Source organism: Streptomyces sp. NPDC002785 (assembly GCF_040295565.1).
Classification (GTDB): Bacteria; Actinomycetota; Actinomycetes; order Streptomycetales; family Streptomycetaceae; genus Streptomyces.
Window position 1 is genome coordinate 1 of record NZ_JBEOVN010000057.1, and the last position, 16,250, is coordinate 16,250.

General features: G+C 67.9%; 16 protein-coding genes and 3 pseudogenes. 12 read left to right on the forward strand and 7 right to left on the reverse strand.

Annotated features, from left to right (window positions below; genetic code table 11):
* Nucleotides 1-337: 337 nt before the first annotated feature.
* Nucleotides 338-508: a hypothetical protein gene (locus ABTZ94_RS16145; RefSeq protein WP_351201534.1), complete on the reverse strand. Its 171-nt coding sequence runs from the start codon at nucleotides 506-508 to the stop codon at nucleotides 338-340.
* A gap of 297 nt (nucleotides 509-805) precedes the next feature.
* Between ABTZ94_RS16145 and ABTZ94_RS16150 the strand changes: the two genes are divergently transcribed.
* Together ABTZ94_RS16150 and ABTZ94_RS16155 are read left to right on the forward strand one after the other, a co-directional pair.
* Nucleotides 806-1,828: a hypothetical protein gene (locus ABTZ94_RS16150; protein ID WP_351201536.1), complete on the forward strand. Its 1,023-nt coding sequence runs from the start codon at nucleotides 806-808 to the stop codon at nucleotides 1,826-1,828.
* Between the two features lie 207 nt (nucleotides 1,829-2,035).
* Nucleotides 2,036-2,245, forward strand: a complete 210-nt coding sequence (locus tag ABTZ94_RS16155; RefSeq protein ID WP_351201538.1) for a Helicase associated domain protein — start codon at nucleotides 2,036-2,038, stop codon at nucleotides 2,243-2,245.
* A gap of 89 nt (nucleotides 2,246-2,334) precedes the next feature.
* Here the strand turns inward: ABTZ94_RS16155 and ABTZ94_RS16160 are convergent.
* Nucleotides 2,335-2,607: pseudogene (locus ABTZ94_RS16160) on the reverse strand (Scr1 family TA system antitoxin-like transcriptional regulator); the annotation flags it as partial.
* 315 nt (nucleotides 2,608-2,922) lie between these two features.
* Here ABTZ94_RS16160 and ABTZ94_RS16165 point away from each other — a divergent pair.
* The 4 genes and pseudogenes from ABTZ94_RS16165 to ABTZ94_RS16185 all read left to right on the forward strand — a co-directional run.
* Nucleotides 2,923-3,552, forward strand: coding sequence for a hypothetical protein (locus tag ABTZ94_RS16165; protein ID WP_351201540.1), 630 nt, complete (start codon nucleotides 2,923-2,925; stop codon nucleotides 3,550-3,552).
* A gap of 165 nt (nucleotides 3,553-3,717) precedes the next feature.
* Entirely contained in the window at nucleotides 3,718-3,873 is a 156-nt protein-coding gene (locus ABTZ94_RS16170; RefSeq protein ID WP_351201542.1) for a DUF6207 family protein, read from the forward strand.
* A gap of 491 nt (nucleotides 3,874-4,364) precedes the next feature.
* Nucleotides 4,365-4,542 (forward strand): annotated as a pseudogene (locus ABTZ94_RS16180) (Tn3 family transposase); the annotation flags it as partial.
* Nucleotides 4,542-4,799: pseudogene (locus ABTZ94_RS16185) on the forward strand (GNAT family N-acetyltransferase); the annotation flags it as partial. The pseudogenes ABTZ94_RS16180 and ABTZ94_RS16185, both read left to right, overlap by 1 nt.
* Before the next feature lie 96 nt (nucleotides 4,800-4,895).
* On the opposite strand, the gene ABTZ94_RS16190 reads toward ABTZ94_RS16185, so the two are convergent.
* Entirely contained in the window at nucleotides 4,896-5,921 is a 1,026-nt protein-coding gene (locus ABTZ94_RS16190) for a cytochrome P450 (RefSeq protein WP_351201544.1), read from the reverse strand.
* A 169-nt stretch (nucleotides 5,922-6,090) separates the two neighbouring features.
* Nucleotides 6,091-6,858 (reverse strand): type I methionyl aminopeptidase, encoded by a 768-nt coding sequence (gene map, locus ABTZ94_RS16195; RefSeq protein WP_351201546.1) that lies wholly within the window; start codon nucleotides 6,856-6,858, stop codon nucleotides 6,091-6,093.
* A 65-nt stretch (nucleotides 6,859-6,923) separates the two neighbouring features.
* On the opposite strand from map, the gene ABTZ94_RS16200 reads away from it, so the two are divergent.
* A complete protein-coding gene (locus tag ABTZ94_RS16200) occupies nucleotides 6,924-7,229 on the forward strand; it encodes a helix-turn-helix domain-containing protein (RefSeq protein ID WP_028804781.1) in 306 nt (101 codons plus the stop codon).
* Nucleotides 7,230-7,237: 8 nt separating this feature from the next.
* On the opposite strand, the gene ABTZ94_RS16205 is transcribed toward ABTZ94_RS16200, so the two are convergent.
* Nucleotides 7,238-7,486, reverse strand: coding sequence for a hypothetical protein (locus tag ABTZ94_RS16205; protein ID WP_351201548.1), 249 nt, complete (start codon nucleotides 7,484-7,486; stop codon nucleotides 7,238-7,240).
* 148 nt (nucleotides 7,487-7,634) lie between these two features.
* Here ABTZ94_RS16205 and ABTZ94_RS16210 point away from each other — a divergent pair, with 148 nt between their 5' ends.
* Both ABTZ94_RS16210 and ABTZ94_RS16215 read left to right on the forward strand, forming a co-directional pair.
* Nucleotides 7,635-8,900, forward strand: a complete 1,266-nt coding sequence (locus ABTZ94_RS16210; protein ID WP_351201550.1) for a pentapeptide repeat-containing protein — start codon at nucleotides 7,635-7,637, stop codon at nucleotides 8,898-8,900.
* 692 nt (nucleotides 8,901-9,592) lie between these two features.
* On the forward strand, nucleotides 9,593-10,531 hold the full coding sequence (locus tag ABTZ94_RS16215; protein WP_351201552.1) for a winged helix-turn-helix domain-containing protein: 939 nt from the start codon (nucleotides 9,593-9,595) through the stop codon (nucleotides 10,529-10,531).
* A gap of 278 nt (nucleotides 10,532-10,809) precedes the next feature.
* Here ABTZ94_RS16215 and ABTZ94_RS16220 read toward each other — a convergent pair whose 3' ends face one another.
* Complete coding sequence (locus tag ABTZ94_RS16220) at nucleotides 10,810-11,487, reverse strand: response regulator transcription factor (protein WP_351201554.1); 678 nt, start codon at nucleotides 11,485-11,487, stop codon at nucleotides 10,810-10,812.
* Nucleotides 11,484-12,737 (reverse strand): sensor histidine kinase, encoded by a 1,254-nt coding sequence (locus ABTZ94_RS16225; protein WP_351201555.1) that lies wholly within the window; start codon nucleotides 12,735-12,737, stop codon nucleotides 11,484-11,486. Before ABTZ94_RS16225 ends, ABTZ94_RS16220 begins: the two co-directional genes overlap by 4 nt.
* 125 nt (nucleotides 12,738-12,862) lie before the next feature.
* Between ABTZ94_RS16225 and ABTZ94_RS16230 the strand changes: the two genes are divergently transcribed.
* The 3 genes from ABTZ94_RS16230 to ABTZ94_RS16240 are packed head-to-tail and all read left to right on the forward strand — an operon-like array spanning nucleotide 12,863 to nucleotide 16,202.
* On the forward strand, nucleotides 12,863-13,810 hold the full coding sequence (locus ABTZ94_RS16230) for an ABC transporter ATP-binding protein (RefSeq protein WP_351201557.1): 948 nt from the start codon (nucleotides 12,863-12,865) through the stop codon (nucleotides 13,808-13,810).
* Nucleotides 13,807-15,369, forward strand: coding sequence for a DUF1349 domain-containing protein (locus tag ABTZ94_RS16235; RefSeq protein ID WP_351201559.1), 1,563 nt, complete (start codon nucleotides 13,807-13,809; stop codon nucleotides 15,367-15,369). The genes ABTZ94_RS16230 and ABTZ94_RS16235 overlap by 4 nt, the downstream gene beginning before the upstream one ends.
* Nucleotides 15,366-16,202, forward strand: coding sequence for an ABC transporter permease (locus ABTZ94_RS16240; RefSeq protein ID WP_351201561.1), 837 nt, complete (start codon nucleotides 15,366-15,368; stop codon nucleotides 16,200-16,202). Before ABTZ94_RS16235 ends, ABTZ94_RS16240 begins: the two co-directional genes overlap by 4 nt.
* Nucleotides 16,203-16,250 lie beyond the last annotated feature (48 nt).

Here is a 16,250-nt window from a genome sequence, read left to right on the forward strand (position 1 = left end):
CGCGCGCCTCCTGCTGGCGAGAGCCAGCAAGATCTTTCACGGAATGTGTGCCAGAACCGCTACCCGTGAACAGAGCCATTCTTCCATTTGAGCGACCCGGTGTCCGTGCTTCAGAACTCCGCCGGCGGGGTCCTGGTGCTCGCCGTCACTGGCCACACCGATGTCATCCCCGTTGCCGCCGGGCTCGGGGCCACTGGCGTTGCGGAGCCGCGCCAATCACGATCAACATCATCAGGAACACCAAGTAGCGCCGACGACTCCAGCCCCTCGGAGAATCCTTCTCCGAGGGGCTGCTCGTGCACACGGGGCGGGCGCTCCGGAATGTCTCCGTTCCGCTCTACGCCATGAGCTGGTTCAGTCCCATGGTGGTCGCGCCAGCGGCTCCAAGGGCGGCCAACGGGCCGCCGAGGGGGAGGACGGCGGCACCGGCTACGAAACCGGCAATGAGGATGATGGCCCATCGCTGGGGCAATGGCTCGGGGCCGTTCTGGTTGGTGTTGGGTTCCACTAGTCTCCTTGGTGAGGTCTGAACTGAGACGGCCCCGGGTTGCACCCCGGGGCCGTTCGCGTCAGCTACGAACGGCGAGCCGCCGAGACCTCTCTGACGAGGCCTCACCTCTATGATCCTGGGCGTGGAGGCCCAACTTCAGGGCATCGCTCAACGTTTTGATCCGCACTAAGTCATCTATATAACTATTGACTATCTAATCGTGCGGATCAAAACGTTGAGAGTAAAACGTGGTGTGAGGGATGCGTGGCTGACGCAAGAGAATCGAACCAGCGGCGGCTGCGCCGACTGGAGCAGATGGACAAGATCCGTTCTGTCGAGGGGGCGAACAGGGCTCTGAAGGGCCTCTGGGCGGACGGGAGGAAGCCGGATTCCATCGTTCTGCGCAGCGCTTTGCTGGCGCCCCGTGGCGGTGGCGACGCCCCCTCCTTGCTGTCCCGGCTGGTTCTTCCCAAGGGGATTGCGCTGCGCTTCTATCTACTCGCGGTCTTCGAGGCTCAGTGCCGACTTGAGGCGGGGAAACAGTGGACGAATGTGCTGCCGTTGTCCGGTCGGGGGTCCTGGTCGGATCTCTTTGCTGCAGACGGCGCGTACGACGCCAAGTCGGCGACGTACATGCACTACACCGCCAACGGCAGGACGGCCGAGGACTTGCGCCTGCGGCAGGTTCAAGGGGCTCTGCGGACCCTGGAAGGGCTTGGCAGCAAGCAGTACGACCAGGCCCTGGTCGATGTCCCCCGGGGGAAGCGGGAACAGAGGCTGTACCAGTCGTTCCGGCTCATGAAGGAGTCCGGCCGCGGCGGCAACCAGAGCCCGGACACCTACGTGGTGCCCAAGGATCACTGGCGCGCTGGCGCAACGATCAAGATCCCGGCGCACTTCTTCCTGAATGGCTGGGCCCAGGTGCTCAATCCTTCAGAGGTCGCCACCTGGCTCGCGTTCAGGGTGCTCAGTAAGCGGGCCCCGGACAAGCATCTGACATCCGGTGTCTACGTCCACGGCGAGATGCGGACGGACGCTTTCGGACTCCGCCGCGACGCCTGGGAGGACGGCTGTCAGCGGCTGCGCGACTTTGGGTTGATCCGCTTCGCCCGTGCCGTGGGCGAAGCGGAGGTCAGCCAGCCTCTGAGTGCCGATAACGGGGACGTGTGGGACTTCCTTGTGTCCTCCTCCCGGAAGCGGTACGAGCCGTATCGCTATCAGGTGACAGACCGAGGGCTTGAACAGGACGCCGTGAAGGTGTGTAGGAAGGAACTCACCCTTCGGCAGAAGCGGCTCGATCGGGCGGCGGCCAAGCGCCGTGGTGCTTCCACTGAATAAGGCGCGATGTCGGCTGACGACTGCACTCCGGCCTCGGTCACGCCTGCTGGGGGTCCGTGTGGTGAGTGCGGGTGCTGCCCGGCTACCTCAGCTTGCCGTCGAGGCCCCGTAGGACCGACCGGTTGAAGAACGGCTTCACGAACGGGTCGGTCCGCCGGTCGATGACCATGTCCGCGAAACGGGTCTCCCACTCGTTGGCGGGAGTGGGTGGAACGGGAAGGCGCCCACCGGCCGGTACCACGCAGCCACACGGAGGAGATCACGCTGGAGGGCGAGGCCACACGGGTCCGGCTGGGGGTGTTTATGAGTAACACCAAGCAGCGGCAGGACAAACTCACGGTCGACCAGCTCGACGCCCTCGCTGCGCTGGGTATGGACTGGGCGGGGCCGGTGCCGACCACCCAGGACGGCTTCTGACCGCTTCTCACCCCTGACCGGCCCCGGGCATCTTGAGGCTCGGGGTTTCGTGCTGTGGTGCGCAGGCGGGCGGACTTCCGATCACCTCATGCGGCTGCGTCGTCGTGGAGGTGGAACGCCTCCAGCGGCCACACGGTGCGCTGCGCGGTGAACGGGATGGCGGCGAGGGAGACAGACGCGAGCAGCATCACGGCCAGGAGGTAACGCAGCTGTCCCTTCATGGCATCGGGGTCGGCGGTGCGGTAGCACAGGACGGATTCCTCCATGAGGACGACGTAGCGGTGGCCGCCCTCGTACAGGAACCGGGAGTGTGCAATCCGGGCGGCGACCGCTTCGGCGACGTCGTTGGGCGTGCCCTGGAACCTACGACAGGCCACATGTCAAGCAGCAACTTGCCGACACTTCCCAGCGCCCCACCATCGCAGCGGGTGAGTAAGCGTCAAAAGATCACCTGCAAGGGCTAATTGTCTTTCAAACTCCCACGTTCAAGGCTGTTTTGACGGTTACTCAGCTCCTCTTCTGAGTGGTGCAAAGAAGCTCTGTATACCCGATCAGCCCCACAAAGCCGGGATCCCGATTTGCTCGATATGACAGCAATAGGGGGTTTTAGTACGTTCAATCACGCACCGGCTGTCACAGCGGGACTGTCTCTGAGTCTGAGAAGGAGAACAAGCGACATGATCATGACCCGTTCCCACGCGATCGCCACGGCCGTCGCGGCCGCCGCGGCACTGACCGCGACCGGCATCACCTACGCCACCGCCGCCCCCCAGGCCCAGATGGCCTCGGTCGCCGTCCCTGTCCAGGCCCCCATGGGCGGGGAGGGCGGCAACACAGGCAAGGGCAACGAAGGCAACGAGCGCGAGGGCAACGAGCGCCGGGGCAACGAGCGCGAGGGCAAGCGCCATCACGAGGAGGGCCGGGTCCACATCAACGAGCGCGAATTCTCCGGCCGCCCCGACGGCTGCATCACCGTCGTCAGCGGCCTGGGCGCCAAGAGCTTCAACATCCGCAACGACAGCCGCAACGACGTCGAGGTCTTCCGCGGAGCCGTGTGCGACAACGGCGCCCCCATCGCCACCGTCGGCCCCCACAGCTCCGCCAACAACGTCCGCCCGGGCAAGGACGAGGACGAGGACGAGAACTTCGAGAAGGGCGAGCACCACGAGAAGAAGCACCACGAGAAGAAGCACCACGAGAAGATGAATGACGGCGTGAAGGTCAAGAACGGAGTCGTCGCCAGCTTCCGCGTCATCAAGCGCCACCACAACGAGAAGGGTGAATTCGGCGACTTCGGCGATTACTAAAACCAGCAACCGCCTGATGCGCATGCTGGAGAACTCCGGCCCGCCGTAATCGGGCCGGGATTCTCGTCCGGCCCCGGCCCAAGAGTATCCCTTCTCGGAACATCCAGCTCGGGACCGCGGAGGCGCGTGGAGGCGCCGACGAGGGCGGTATACAGCCGTACAGACGTGGAACCGATCCACGCGCAGCACCTCAGCGAGCCCAAGCTTGTCGTTCTCGACATCACCGCAGCTGACGAAGCAACCGCCCACGCGGTCATGACCGTACTCGACCAGCAGTGGGCCACATCAGGGATCGGGCCCGTACGGAAAGTGCCCGGTTGACCAGGAGTCAAAGCTCGGCGGTGATGGAGCGCGCAGTTCACACCGCGTGGAGGGGCAACCATCACTGGCGCCCCTCCACGCGGCTTGGCCAGACGGGCAGCGTCGCGCTCCTTGCGCAGCAGCGCGTCCGCGGATTGCGTCGCCCAGGACAGCCGGACGGCGAGGTCGTCGCCAAGCTGCCACAGCTGTCTGTCCCGGCCACGCGCGCCGAGCTCCTGGTCAGGTCGGGGTGCTGGTCGCGGAGCAGATCCTGGACCAACTCCGCGGTGATCTCGATCTCGGTGCGGTCATGCCGAGCAACCGTAGTCGGGCGGCGACCCGCCGCCGGCAAACCTCCCACCGTCACTGAACATCACAGATCAGAAGTTCTGACACATCAGCAGCCCGCGACGCGCCCGGCGGCGGGCCACCTGACTTCTACACAACTACTTTTTCCTAACGAATAGGAGCGAGAAGGTCAACTCGCCGTCACGCTGGGATAGTTCGGATAAGACCGGCTCGGTGCGCTCGGGCTTGGTCCTGAACGCCGCGGTGCTGTGGACGACCCGCCACCTGGATGCCGCTGTCGCCGCTTTGCGGGCGCTGCCCGCCGACCAGCGCGACCTGTACGAGGACGTCACCCGCCTGTCTCCCAAGCAAGCAAACCTCAACTGCCTGGGCCGCTACACCACCGGCGCAAGGGCTACGCGGCAGAAGTCGTAGTGCTGTTGCTGCGCTTCATGTTTGCCGAGCGGCGCTATCACAAATGCCTAGCAGTGATCTACGCCCACAACGAGGCATCGCTGGCACTTACTCGTCGGCTCGGGTTCACCGAGGAGGGGCGCTTGAGGGAACACGTTTTCTTCGCCGGCCGACACCACGACCTCGTCATGATGGGCATGCTCGCCAACGAGTTCGACCAGCGACACACGATGAGCGAACCATGAGCTGGTCATCCAAGCGTGTGCGGAACGGCACTCAAACTTGATCAACCTTCACTGTTCGCGGGTGGAGGCGGCCTGTCACTGAAAGCAGGACTGCCCTCAGCTGCGCAGGGTGGCGCGCAGGCGCAAGCCGACAGTTGCGAGGCCTTCGAAAGTGGTGACCTGGTAGCTGGGTTCCGTTCCGGGCAGCTCGCTCAAGTGGTAGCGGCGGGCGGTCTGCGCAGTCAGGAGCGTCAGCATCGCCATGGCCAGAGCGGCTCCCTCGCAGCCATGCGGCCCGGTACCGAAGGAGAGGAAGACCCCGGGTTTCGCCGGCGAGCCCGAATCATCGAGCCAGCGCTCGGGCTGGAACTGGTCCGGCTCGGAGTGTTCCCGTGCGTCGCGGTGGGCGGTGTAGGGGCAGACGAGAACGGTGGACCCGGCGTCGATGGTGTAGTCGGCGAGCTGTGTCTGTCGCGTGGCGCGCCGGGTCAGGAGCCAGCTCGGGGGGTGCAGTCGGAGCACCTCGCGTACCAGTGCCTGGGTGTATTGCAGGCTGTCGAGGTGGGTGCTGGTCGTCGCGGCCGGGTCCGCGGGCAGCAAGGCGGCTTCGGCCGCGACGCGGCCCGCTGCCTGGGGGTGCCGGGCCAGGTGGAGCAGGATCCATCCGGCTGCCCGGGAAGGTGTCTCGAAGGTGGCGACGGTGATTCCGGGGAGAGTGTCGAGGATGGCCTCTTCCGGCAGTAGGCCGTAGCGGGAGGAGGGCCGGAGCATCTGTCCCAGCATGTCGTCACCGAGCCGGCCCGATGAACGACGTCGGCGGACGATGGGCCGCAAAGCGTTGGTGAAGGCGACTTGCTGCCGTGTGCGGAACCGCCGTGCCGGTGTGGGGACCCAACGCGGCCATACCCAGCGTGAGGGGCGCACGAGCACCTCCCGGGCCACGAAGAGCTGTGAGGCAAAGGGCAGCAGGGTGGGAGCGTCTTCGGCGAAGAGGTAGCGCACGCCGATCTCTGCCAGGGCGTGCCGGACCCGGGGCAGAATCTCGACGTCCTGGCCCGTGGGCCACTGGTCAACAAATCGAGCGGTCCCTGGTGCTATCTCACCGATCCGGGCTGCAACCGCCTGCGGGCGTAGTCCGCGCATGCGGGCGGCGTGAGCGTGCGCACGCCCCTCAGACGTCTGGGCTCCGCCCGACCGCTTCAACGGCGGGAAAAGAGGCGAGGGCACCTTGGGGAAGTCCTGCGCGCGGCGCAGGAAGGCCCGGCCGCGCCTGGCAGCCGGGTCTGCTGACGCGGCAGCGGTGTGGGCTCCCTTACGGGCGGGTGAGAATTTCGGCTCCGTTGTCGGTGATGGCGATGGTGTGCTCGCTGTGCGCGGTCCGGCAGCCCGTCGCGCTGCGCAGCGTCCAACCGTCGGCGTCGGTGACGAGTGTGGCAGTGTCGGCCATGACCCAGGGCTCCAGGGCGAGCAGCAGTCCGGGGCGCAACTTGTATCCGCGGCCGGGCCGTCCGGTGTTCGCGACGTGTGGGTCCTGGTGCATGGTCGAGCCGATGCCGTGGCCTCCGAACTCGGTGTTGATCGGGTAGCCCGCCTTGCTGAGGACCGTGCCGATGGCGTGGGAGAGGTCGCCGATGCGCGCCCCAGGCTTGGCGGCGGCGATGCCGGCGGCGAGTGCACGTTCGGTCGTCTCGATCATCGCGACGCTCTCCGCTGGCCTGGCCTTGCCCACCAGAAAGCTGATCGCGGCGTCCGCGGCCACCCCGCCCCTGGCTACAGCGAGGTCGAGAGTCAGCAGATCCCCGTCTGCCAGCGTGTAGTTGTGAGGCCGCCCATGGAGCACTCCGTCGTTGACGGCCGTGCAGATGTAGTGCCCGAACGGGCCGCGCCCGAAGGAAGGCGCGTAGTCGACGTAGCAGGACTGCGCTCCCGCCTCGGTGATCATCTCCTTGGCCCACTGGTCGATGTCCAGCAGGTTCGTCCCGACCGTGCTGCGCTGCTTCAGCGTGTGCAGGATGTTTCCGACCAGGGCGCCGGTGTCCCTCGCCCGCTCAAGCCGCGCGGAGTTCAGGATCTCAATCATGGGGGACCTCTCATGTACGTCCAATAACTATCCCGGTCTAACTGTACCGGTATTAGAATGGGGTCATGGTCAGGTTGCCGCTCACCCCCGCCGAGGTAGAACGCGGACAGCGCCTTGGCGCGCTGCTCCGCCGAGCCAGGGGCTGCCGCTCGATGCTGGACGTGGCGCTCGCTTCGCACATCTCGCCGGAAACTCTGCGGAAGATCGAATCCGGCCGTGTGGCTACCCCCGCCTTCCCGACCATCGCAGCGATCGCCGACACCCTCGGCCTGTCTCTCGACGCCGTCTGGGCCGAGATTAGCCAGGCGGAGCGAACCGCCGAGGATCAGTCGGTCCTGCCTGTCACACGGCATCCATCGCTGGTTTCGTAACGCCGCACTCAGAGAGTCAGCGGTTCACTGACCGCGCTGTGCCGGTACGCCTGCGCGCACGCGGTCCGGCCGGCCCCGAGGGCCCGCCGCGGGCCCGCAGGCGTCGGGGCGCGGTTTCCAAGGACTCCGCGGGCTCGAAGTTCCTGCAGATCCGGCAGGCGTATGCCAGGCAGTACGTCGAGGAGGTCGGCTTGGGCGGCGCTCATGCCCCGGGGAGAAGTCTCGGGGCCGGTACCAAGGGTGCGGCGGCTGGTCACGGTGATCATCGTATGGCGGTGACGCGCCGCAGTGAGCAGTGCGCCCCCCACGGGCGCCAACTGCAACCGCTGATCTCCGAGACCTGTCTCCACCCGCATGACAGCCAACGGAAGGCCCCGAATTACCCCGAACGACCGGGAGCTACGCATGTGGAAGGTTGGCCGGGCCCTCACGGTCACCTTCGCTGTCGCAGTTCTGGCAGCGGGCAGCGTCTTCTACGGCTTGGTGTACCTGCTGGACTTTCAGGAGATCGACAACACCAAGAAGCTCGACGCGAAGACACTCTTCGACCTGGTGAAGCTCTCCTTCGGAGTAGTCGCTGGGGCCGGCGCGCTCGTCGCCCTGGTTGTCGCCTACCGCCGACAGCGCGTCGACGAGGCTGGCGCCCACCGCGAAGCCACCCGGCTCCATACGGAACGCTTCTCCCAGGCAGTCGACAAACTCGGCTCTGACTCCCCTGCCGTCCGGCTCGGTGGCGTTCACGCACTAGCCGGCCTCGCCGACGACGCTCCCGACGACAACCTGCGCCAGACCTGCATCGACGTTCTGTGCGCCTACCTTCAACTTCCCTTCACCCCCGACCCCGGCGACGATCCCGCTCACCAAGAGGAGCACCACCGCTACCTGGCCTTTCGCAAGGTCCGGCACACGATCCTGGGCCTCATTAGCGACCACTACCGGCACCCCCAGGGCGCCCCCCGCTCATGGCAGGGCTGCGACCTCGACCTCACCGGCGTCACCATCGACTGCAGAATGGACTTCAGCCGCGTGGTGTTCTTCAGCGGCAGGGTGTCCTTCGCCGGCGCTTTGTTCTCCGACGGAGGCAGGGTGTCCTTCGCCGACGCCGTGTTCTCCGGCGGCAGGGTGTCCTTCGCCGACGCTTCGTTCTCCGATGGAGGCAGGGTGTCCTTCGCGGCCGCGGTGTTCTCCGGCGGCGAGGTGTCCTTCGCCGACGCGGAGTTCTCCGGCGGCAGGACCTCCTTCGATGCCGTGACGTTCGCCAACGGAGGCAGGGTGTCCTTCGATGGCGTGACGTTCTCCGGCGGCAGGGTGTCCTTCGGCGGCGCGGAGTTCTCCGGCGGCAGCGTTTCCTTCGAAGCCGCAGGGTTCTCCGGCGGCACGGTGCCCTTCCGCCGCTCGACATTTTCCGGTAGCACGGTGTCCTTCAACGGCGCATTGTTCGACGGCGGCGCGGTGTCCTTCGCTCACACAACATTCTCCCGAGGCAGAGTGTCCTTCGACAGCGCCACCTTCTCCGGCGATGGGGTGACCTTTCCTCTCGTGAGGTTCTTCGGCGGCCAGGTGTCATTCAGCGAAGCGACGGGCCAAGCTCCCTCTGAGCTGGTTCCTGCCGTCATTACTGTTTCTGCGCCGGTTGTCGTGCCCTCAGCTTGGCTGCCCGTGAATCCATAGAAAGGGGGGGGCGAAAACGGTCGAGGGCGGCCCCGACAAACGGGGCCGCCCTCCGTACGGTGAGCTGGTCAGGCTTTTCAGTGATAGGCCCAGAGGTAGTAGTAGCCATCGGTGTGAGGGCCACGACACTGAGTGGCCCATCCAGTGGCATACGTCAGCGAGACCGCAGCCGAGTGGCACTCGATGCTGAAGAAGTACCTCTGACCGGTATATATCCATTGCGCAGCGGCAGCGCTTTCGCCGTTGGCGCTCGCTTGAGCAGCTACGCGAACGTCTCCGGACTGTGTCGCCTGCGCCGGGAACGCCATGGCGCCAACGATCATTAGCGCGCCCAATCCGGCAGCGGTCAGTTTTTTTGCGTATACGCATGGGACTCCTTCGCTTCCGGCCAGCAGGTGGCCGACTGTAGGGCCAAATTCGTTTCACGCAGCAAGCAGAACCGGTCAGCATCAGCCACCGGGCTTCGCCCGCGCCATTCTGGCCGGACCGGCTGCTGTACAGAGCAACTTCGGCTCGGTCACATCGTCTATGGCCGAGCATGATCTCGACAAAGACCGTCGGCTGTAGCCGAATGTCCCTGGTCAGCACGCACTACACCCAAGAATGCGGACATCAGGGACTTTATGTTGCGAATCCACTTCACTTCGAAAGATCTGGCACGGGTGACGCTCGGCTACAACAGCTCACTGCCGGTGAGCGAGGCCGTAATGAGTCTGCAAGCGCTCCGTCGCGGCTCGGGCCCACGGTTCTCCGCGTGGCGGCACCACCTCGCCGGAAAGCAGCTTCCCGCACGGGTGTCACTGCTCGGTTCCCTGGTACCGGCTTCCGGCTGGGCTCCGGACTTCCTCACCCCGGGCCCTGACCATGCATCCCCTACCACAGAGGCGTTCGACGCGATACGAGCTACACCACGCAGGCGTCTGGCGGCCGAATTGCGCCGCCTGTCGAGCCACCACCGCCTGCCGGCCTGGACATACCTGCTGGCCGACGGGGACCGCGAGGCACTGGACACGGTGACCGACACCCTGGCGGCCTACTACGACGTCGCGATAACTCCATACGTCGACCGCATGCGGGCCGTACTGGACGCAGACCGTGCCTGGCGTGTGCACACCATGGCACGCCTCGGCGTTGGTGCGGTGCTGGCCGGCCTGCACCCGACGGTGCGCTGGGAGGAGCCCGTGCTGGAGCTTGCCGGCTTCGCCGGACAAGGCCAGGTCGACTTCCACCTGGAGGGGCGAGGACTTCTCCTGTCCGCCCACATCTTCTGCGGCTCGCGTCCCCGCGCACTGCTCAACGAGGTGGGCACCCCCGTGCTCGTATACGCGCCCGTTTGGAATCTACAGAGCGACAGTCTCGTCGCCGCACCAGCGGATGCCCGGCCACGTGCATCGACAGCCCTGGCGGCACTATTGGGCCGAACCCGCGCGGCCGTCCTGGAAGCCCTAGCATCTCCTGCCGGCCATAACACCAAGCAACTCGCTGAGTGCCTTGCCATCTCTCCCGCCTCGGCTTCGGAACACGTCGCCGCACTGCGAGCCGCCGGCCTGGTCACCAGCCTTCGACACGACAACATGGTGCGACACACCGCCACAACCTTGGGGAAGAACCTCATCTCGACCGCGACCTAAGCCGGCCGGGCATAAATTCCTCGCGGCGGGGGGTCTCAAGGGCGGAATGTACGCGGCGGCGCTTGTCATGCCCCGCTTCGAGGACGTGACGAGGCGACTGGAAGCCTGCTTTGACGGCCGGGGGCGGAATCGGTCGACTTCGCCCCCACTACCTGAACGGAGACGAGGTTGCGAGTCTCTCCAGGCCTGTCAGTCTCCGAAGTCGGCTGCGCAGATGACTGGAGTCGGGTGCACTGAGCACGGCCTCCGCTCGCGGGCCGTCGGCCCCGGCCCGCTGCTCAGTCGGGTGGGGCGCCTGGGTCGATGATCCGATACCCCACGCCGGGTGTGGTGGCGATGACCGGGGGGTCGCCGAGTTTGCGGCGCAGGCGGCTGATGGTCACCGTGACGGTGTTGGTGAACGGGTCGGCGTGCTCGTCCCAGACCTGTTCGAGGAGGTTCTCCGTGCTGAGGAAGGCGGGGCTCGCGTTAAGGAGGGCTTCGAGTACCGCGAATTCCTTGACGGAGAGGTCGAGCTGGTGGCCGTCGCGGCTGGCGGTGCGGCGCATCGGGTCGAGTTCGATGCCCGCCGTGCTCAGGGTGCGGGACCGGGCGGCGGGGCGGCGGCGGGCCAGGGCGCGGATGCGCAGGATGAGTTCGGGAAAGTGGAAGGGCTTGGCGAGGTAGTCGTCAGCGCCCAGGGTCAGGCCGCTGACGCGGTCGCTGGGTGAGTCGGCGGCGGTCAGCATCAGGACCATCACGCGGCCGTCCCGCTCGGTGATCATCTGGCAGAGGGTGTCGCCGTGGATGCCTGGCAGGTCGCGGTCGAGCACGACGACGTCGTACGCGTTGACGTCCAACTTGGCCGCGGCGTCGAGCCCGTCGTGGGCCACGTCCACGGCCATGCCCTGGTCGCGCAGTCCCTCGGCAACGACTTCGGCGAGGGGGCGGGCGTCCTCGACCACCAGGACTCTCAATGCGCCACGCCCGTCTCTGTGTTGGGAGCTTCCGCGGTCGCCCTGCCGTCCGTACCGGGGAGGGTGATGGTGACGCGCAGGCCGCCGTCGGGGCGGGCGCGCAGGTCAAGGGTGCCGTGGTGGGCCTGAGTGATGGCCGCGACGATGGAGAGGCCGAGGCCGCTGCCCTGGCCGGTGCCGGTCCGGTCGGCGCCAAGGCGGCGGAAGGGCTGCGCGAGGTCCGCCACCCGCCGCTGGTCGAGGACCGGTCCGCTGGACTCGACGACGAGGGACACTGCGCTTGCGTCGTTTCCTTCGGCCCGTACCGCGACACTGATCCAGCCCCCGGGGTCGTTGTGCGCGATCGCGTTGTCGACCACGTTGTCGACCGCGCGGCGCAGCAGTGTCTGGCTGCCCCGCACCCACACGGAGTCGTCGATCCGGTTTTCACGCACGGTCAGGCCCTTGGCCGCAATGTCCTTTGCCCGTCCGGTCAGGGCGGTCAGCGCGAGTTGGCCGAGGGTGAGGCGCGCCGAGTCGGTGAACTCGCCGTGCTGGGTGCGAGCCAGTACGAGGAGACTCTCCAACAGCCGGTCCACCTGGTCGAGTTCGGCGCGCATCCGGGAGGCCAGTGTGGCCGTGGTCCCGGGTACCGGGCCCGGCTTGGCGAGGGCCACGTCCAGGGAGGCCCGCATCGTGGTGAGCGGGGTGCGCAGCTCGTGGGAGGCGTTGGCGACGAAGAGGCGCTGGGCGTCGAAGGAGCCCTCCAGGCGGCCGAGGAGGTCGTCGATGGTGTCGGCGAGGTCCTTCACCTCGTCGCCGGGGCCGCCGATGGCCAGGCGTTCGTGCAGGCTGTCGGCGGTGATCCGGCGGGTTGCCGCTGTCATCACGCGCAGCGGGCGCAGCACTCGGCCGGCGACGAACCAGCCGAGCCCGACCGAGATCACCGCCATGACGCCGAGGGCGATGGCGGAGCCGAGCAGGATCTGCCGGGACTGGGTGTCGTGCGCCTGGGCCAGCTGCTGCTCCAACTCGTCGATGCGGCCCTGGGCCTGTGCCGCCGTGGCGGGCTGATCGGTGCCGCCATCGGGGGCGGTCTGGCTGGAACGCGATCCGCCGGATGCCACCACGGCCGCGATGGCCAGCAGCGCCGTTCCCGACAGCAGGAACAGAGTCACGTACAAGGCGGTGAAGCGGGTGCGGGCTGTGCCACGGCGCAGGCCGAGCCGGGCAGTCAGGCCCGCGAGCCGTCGGGGCGGACCCCATTTCATCCGCATGCTCCCCTCTTGCCACCGCACCAGGACACGTACCAGGCCAGGCTAAGCCGAGGCGCCTAACAGCGAGATGACAGTGGCCGTTCGGCCCCTGTAACTCGCTCCGTCACAGGGTGGGGCCCATGAGCGATGAGAGTACGAAGGCGACGATCGAGGTCATCGGTTTGCGTAAACGCTTCGGGCCACAGCTGGCTCTGGACGGGATGACGTTCACCGTGCGGCCCGGACGGGTGACCGGCTTCGTCGGCCCGAACGGCGCGGGCAAGTCCACCACCATGCGCGTGATCCTGGGCCTTGACGCGGCTGAGGAGGGAAAGGCCCTGGTCGGCGGGGTACCGTACCGCACCTTGCGTCGCCCGCTTCGGCATCTGGGGGCACTGCTCGACGCCTCCGCGCTGCAGCCGAGCCGCACCGCCCGTAACCACCTGCTGTGGCTGGCCCACTCACAGGGCGTGCCGCCCCGGCGCGTGGACGAGGTCATCGAACTGGCCGGCCTGGGCACGGCGGCCCGGCGCAAGGCCGGCGGCTTCTCGCTGGGCATGCGCCAGCGCCTGGGGATCGCGGCGGCGCTGCTCGGTGACCCGCCGGTGGTAATGCTGGACGAGCCGTTCAACGGCCTCGACCCCGACGGCATCGTGTGGATGCGCGGCTTCCTGGCGGAGCTGGCCCGGCAGGGCCGCGCCGTCCTGGTCTCCAGTCACCTGATGAGCGAACTCGAAGACACCGCGGACCATCTCGTGGTGATCGGTCGCGGCCGGGTCGTCGCGGACACCAGCGTGTCCGAGCTGCTCGCCGAGGCGTCCAGCGGCCGGGTCACCCTGCGTACCTCCGCGCCTCCGCGCGCCGCCCAGGTCCTGCACGGCGCGGGCGCCACCGTTCTCGCCACCGGCCCCGACACCCTCGGCGTCACGGGCCTGCCCGACGAGGAGATCGTGGCCCAGCTTGCCCGGAACGGGGTGCCGTTCTCCCAGGTGTCCGCACATCGGGCGACGCTCGAAGAGGCGTACATGGAGCTCACCCGGGACGCGGTGGAGTACCGGGGCATCCCGGCGGGGGAGGCCACGCGATGACAGCCACCCTCACCCCTCGCCCCCCGGCCACGAGGCGCGCTGAGCGGAGCGGGTTCCTCAGGACGCTGCACGCCGAGTGGACGAAGTTCCGTACGGTACGCGGCTGGGTCCTCGCCATGGCGGGGGCGCTCCTGGTGACGATCGTGGTCGGCCTGCTCGGCACGGCCGCCCCCGCCCCCGGCGGTCGCGGCGCCGACTCCGCCTCGTATCCGAAGGGCCCCGGCGGCGAGGCCGTCAATGACAGCTTCTACTTCGTCCACAGGACGCTCACCGGCGACGGCGCCCTCACCGTTCCCCTGCGGTCCCTGACCGGTGTGGCCGACACCGGGATCGGCAAGACGGCCCAGGGCGCCCAGCCCTGGGCGAAGGCAGGGATCATCGTGAAGGAAAGCCTCACCCAGGGATCTCCGTACACGGCGGTCATGGCCACCGGCGGTCACGGCGTGCGCATGCAGTACGACTACACGCACGACACGGCGGGCCCTTCCGACAAGGTCACCCAGGATCCCCCGCGCTGGCTGCGCCTGGTCCGCGCCGGCGACAGCCTCACCGGTTACACCTCCACAGACGGCTCCCACTGGACCAAGGTCGGCCATGCGAAGCTGCCTGGGCTTGCGCGCACCGTGCAGGCCGGGCTCTTCGCCACGTCACCGGAGGCGAAGCAGGACACCGCGGCGGGCACGGGCTTCAGCCCCGCCGTGGCCACCGGCGCCTTCGGCCGCCCCGCCCTCACCGGCGACTGGTCCCAGGGGACGTGGAGCGGCACACAGGTGGGCGGCGACGCGGGCACCTCCGGCAGCTACACGAACACCACCAAGGGCGGCTTCACCCAGACCGACGGCGGCGGGTTCACCGTGACCGGGGCCGGTGACATCGCACCGGTCGTCGGCGGGCCCGCCATGGGCGTCGGCTTCTCCGTCGAGAACTTCCTCGTCGGCACATTCGCCGGGCTGATCGTGGTGATCGCCGTGGGCACGGTGTTCATCACCGGCGAGTATCGGCGTGGTCTGCTGCGTACGACCATGGCGGCAACTCCCCTGCGGGGCCGGGTGCTTGGTGCCAAGGCGCTGGTGGCCGGGGGCGTCGCGTTCGCCATCGGCCTGGTCGCCGCCGCGATCACCATTCCCATCGGGGAACGCAGCGCGCGTGGCAGGGGCTTCCATGTCTTCCCCGTCACGTCGGCGACCGAAGTGCGCGTCATGGTCGGAACCGGCCTGCTCTGCGCAGCCGCCGCCGTGCTCGCCCTCGGCGTCGGTGCCCTGCTGCGGCGCAGCGGCACGGCGGTCGCCCTGGTCATCGCGTCAATCGTGCTGCCCTTCCTGCTTGCCACCTCCGGCGTACTGCCCCCGGGCGTCTCGGAGTGGCTGCTGCGGGTGACCCCGGCTGCGGGCTTCGCCATCCAGCAGACCCTGCCGCAGTACACGCAGGTACTCAGCGTGTACGAGCCGTCGACCGGCTACTACCCGCTGGCGCCCTGGGCCGGCCTCGCCGTGCTGTGCGGATACGCCGCGCTCGCCTTCGGTCTGGCCGTGGTGCGGCTGCGCGGGAGGGACGTATGAGTCTCCTGAGCGGTGCACGACGCACGAGCACGGCTGACGGCGCGTGGCGAGGGGACTTCGGCCGCGCCCTGCGCGCGGAGTGGACAAAGCTGCGCACCGCAGGGGAAATGGGCAGGTTGCTCCTGCTCAGCGTCGCGCTGACCGTGGCCGTCGGCTGCGGCACCGCCAAGGCCGTGAAGTGCCCGGACGCGGGGTGCGGCCAGGACGCCGTCAAGCTCGCCCTGACCGGCGTCACCGTCGGGCAGGCGGTTGTCGCCGTCTTCGCGGTGCTGGCCGTCAGCGGCGAGTACGGCACCGGGATGATCCGCACCACGCTCATGGCGGTGCCGAACCGGATCACCGTCCTCACCGCCAAGGCGACGATCCTCACCACGGTCGTCCTCGCCTCCGGGACGGCTGCCGTCCTGGCCTCCCTCCTCGCCGGCCGCTACATCCTGCCCGGCAACGGATTCACCGAGGCGCACGACTATGCCCCGCTCTCCCTGGCCGACGGCCCGACCCTGCGGGCGGCCGTGGGGTCGGTCCTCTACCTCGTCCTGATCGCCCTGATCGGCCTCGGCGTGGCGACGGCGGTACGGGACGCGGCGAGCGCCATCGGGATCGTGCTCGGGCTGCTCTACCTCTTCCCGGTCGTCACGCGGGTGGTCAACGACCCGGAGTGGCAGCGCCACCTCCAGCAGATCTCGCCCATGACCGCCGGGCTCGCGATCCAAGCCACCGTCCATCTGCACGAGCTGCCCATCGGCCCATGGGCCGGCCTGGGCGTGCTCGCCACGTGGGCCGCGGCCGCGCTGCTGGTCGGCAGCCTGCTGCTGCACAGGCGCGACGCGTAGCCGAATCGAGCCGTCCGCGAGCACGGTGGCTTCAGGCCCCAACGACTC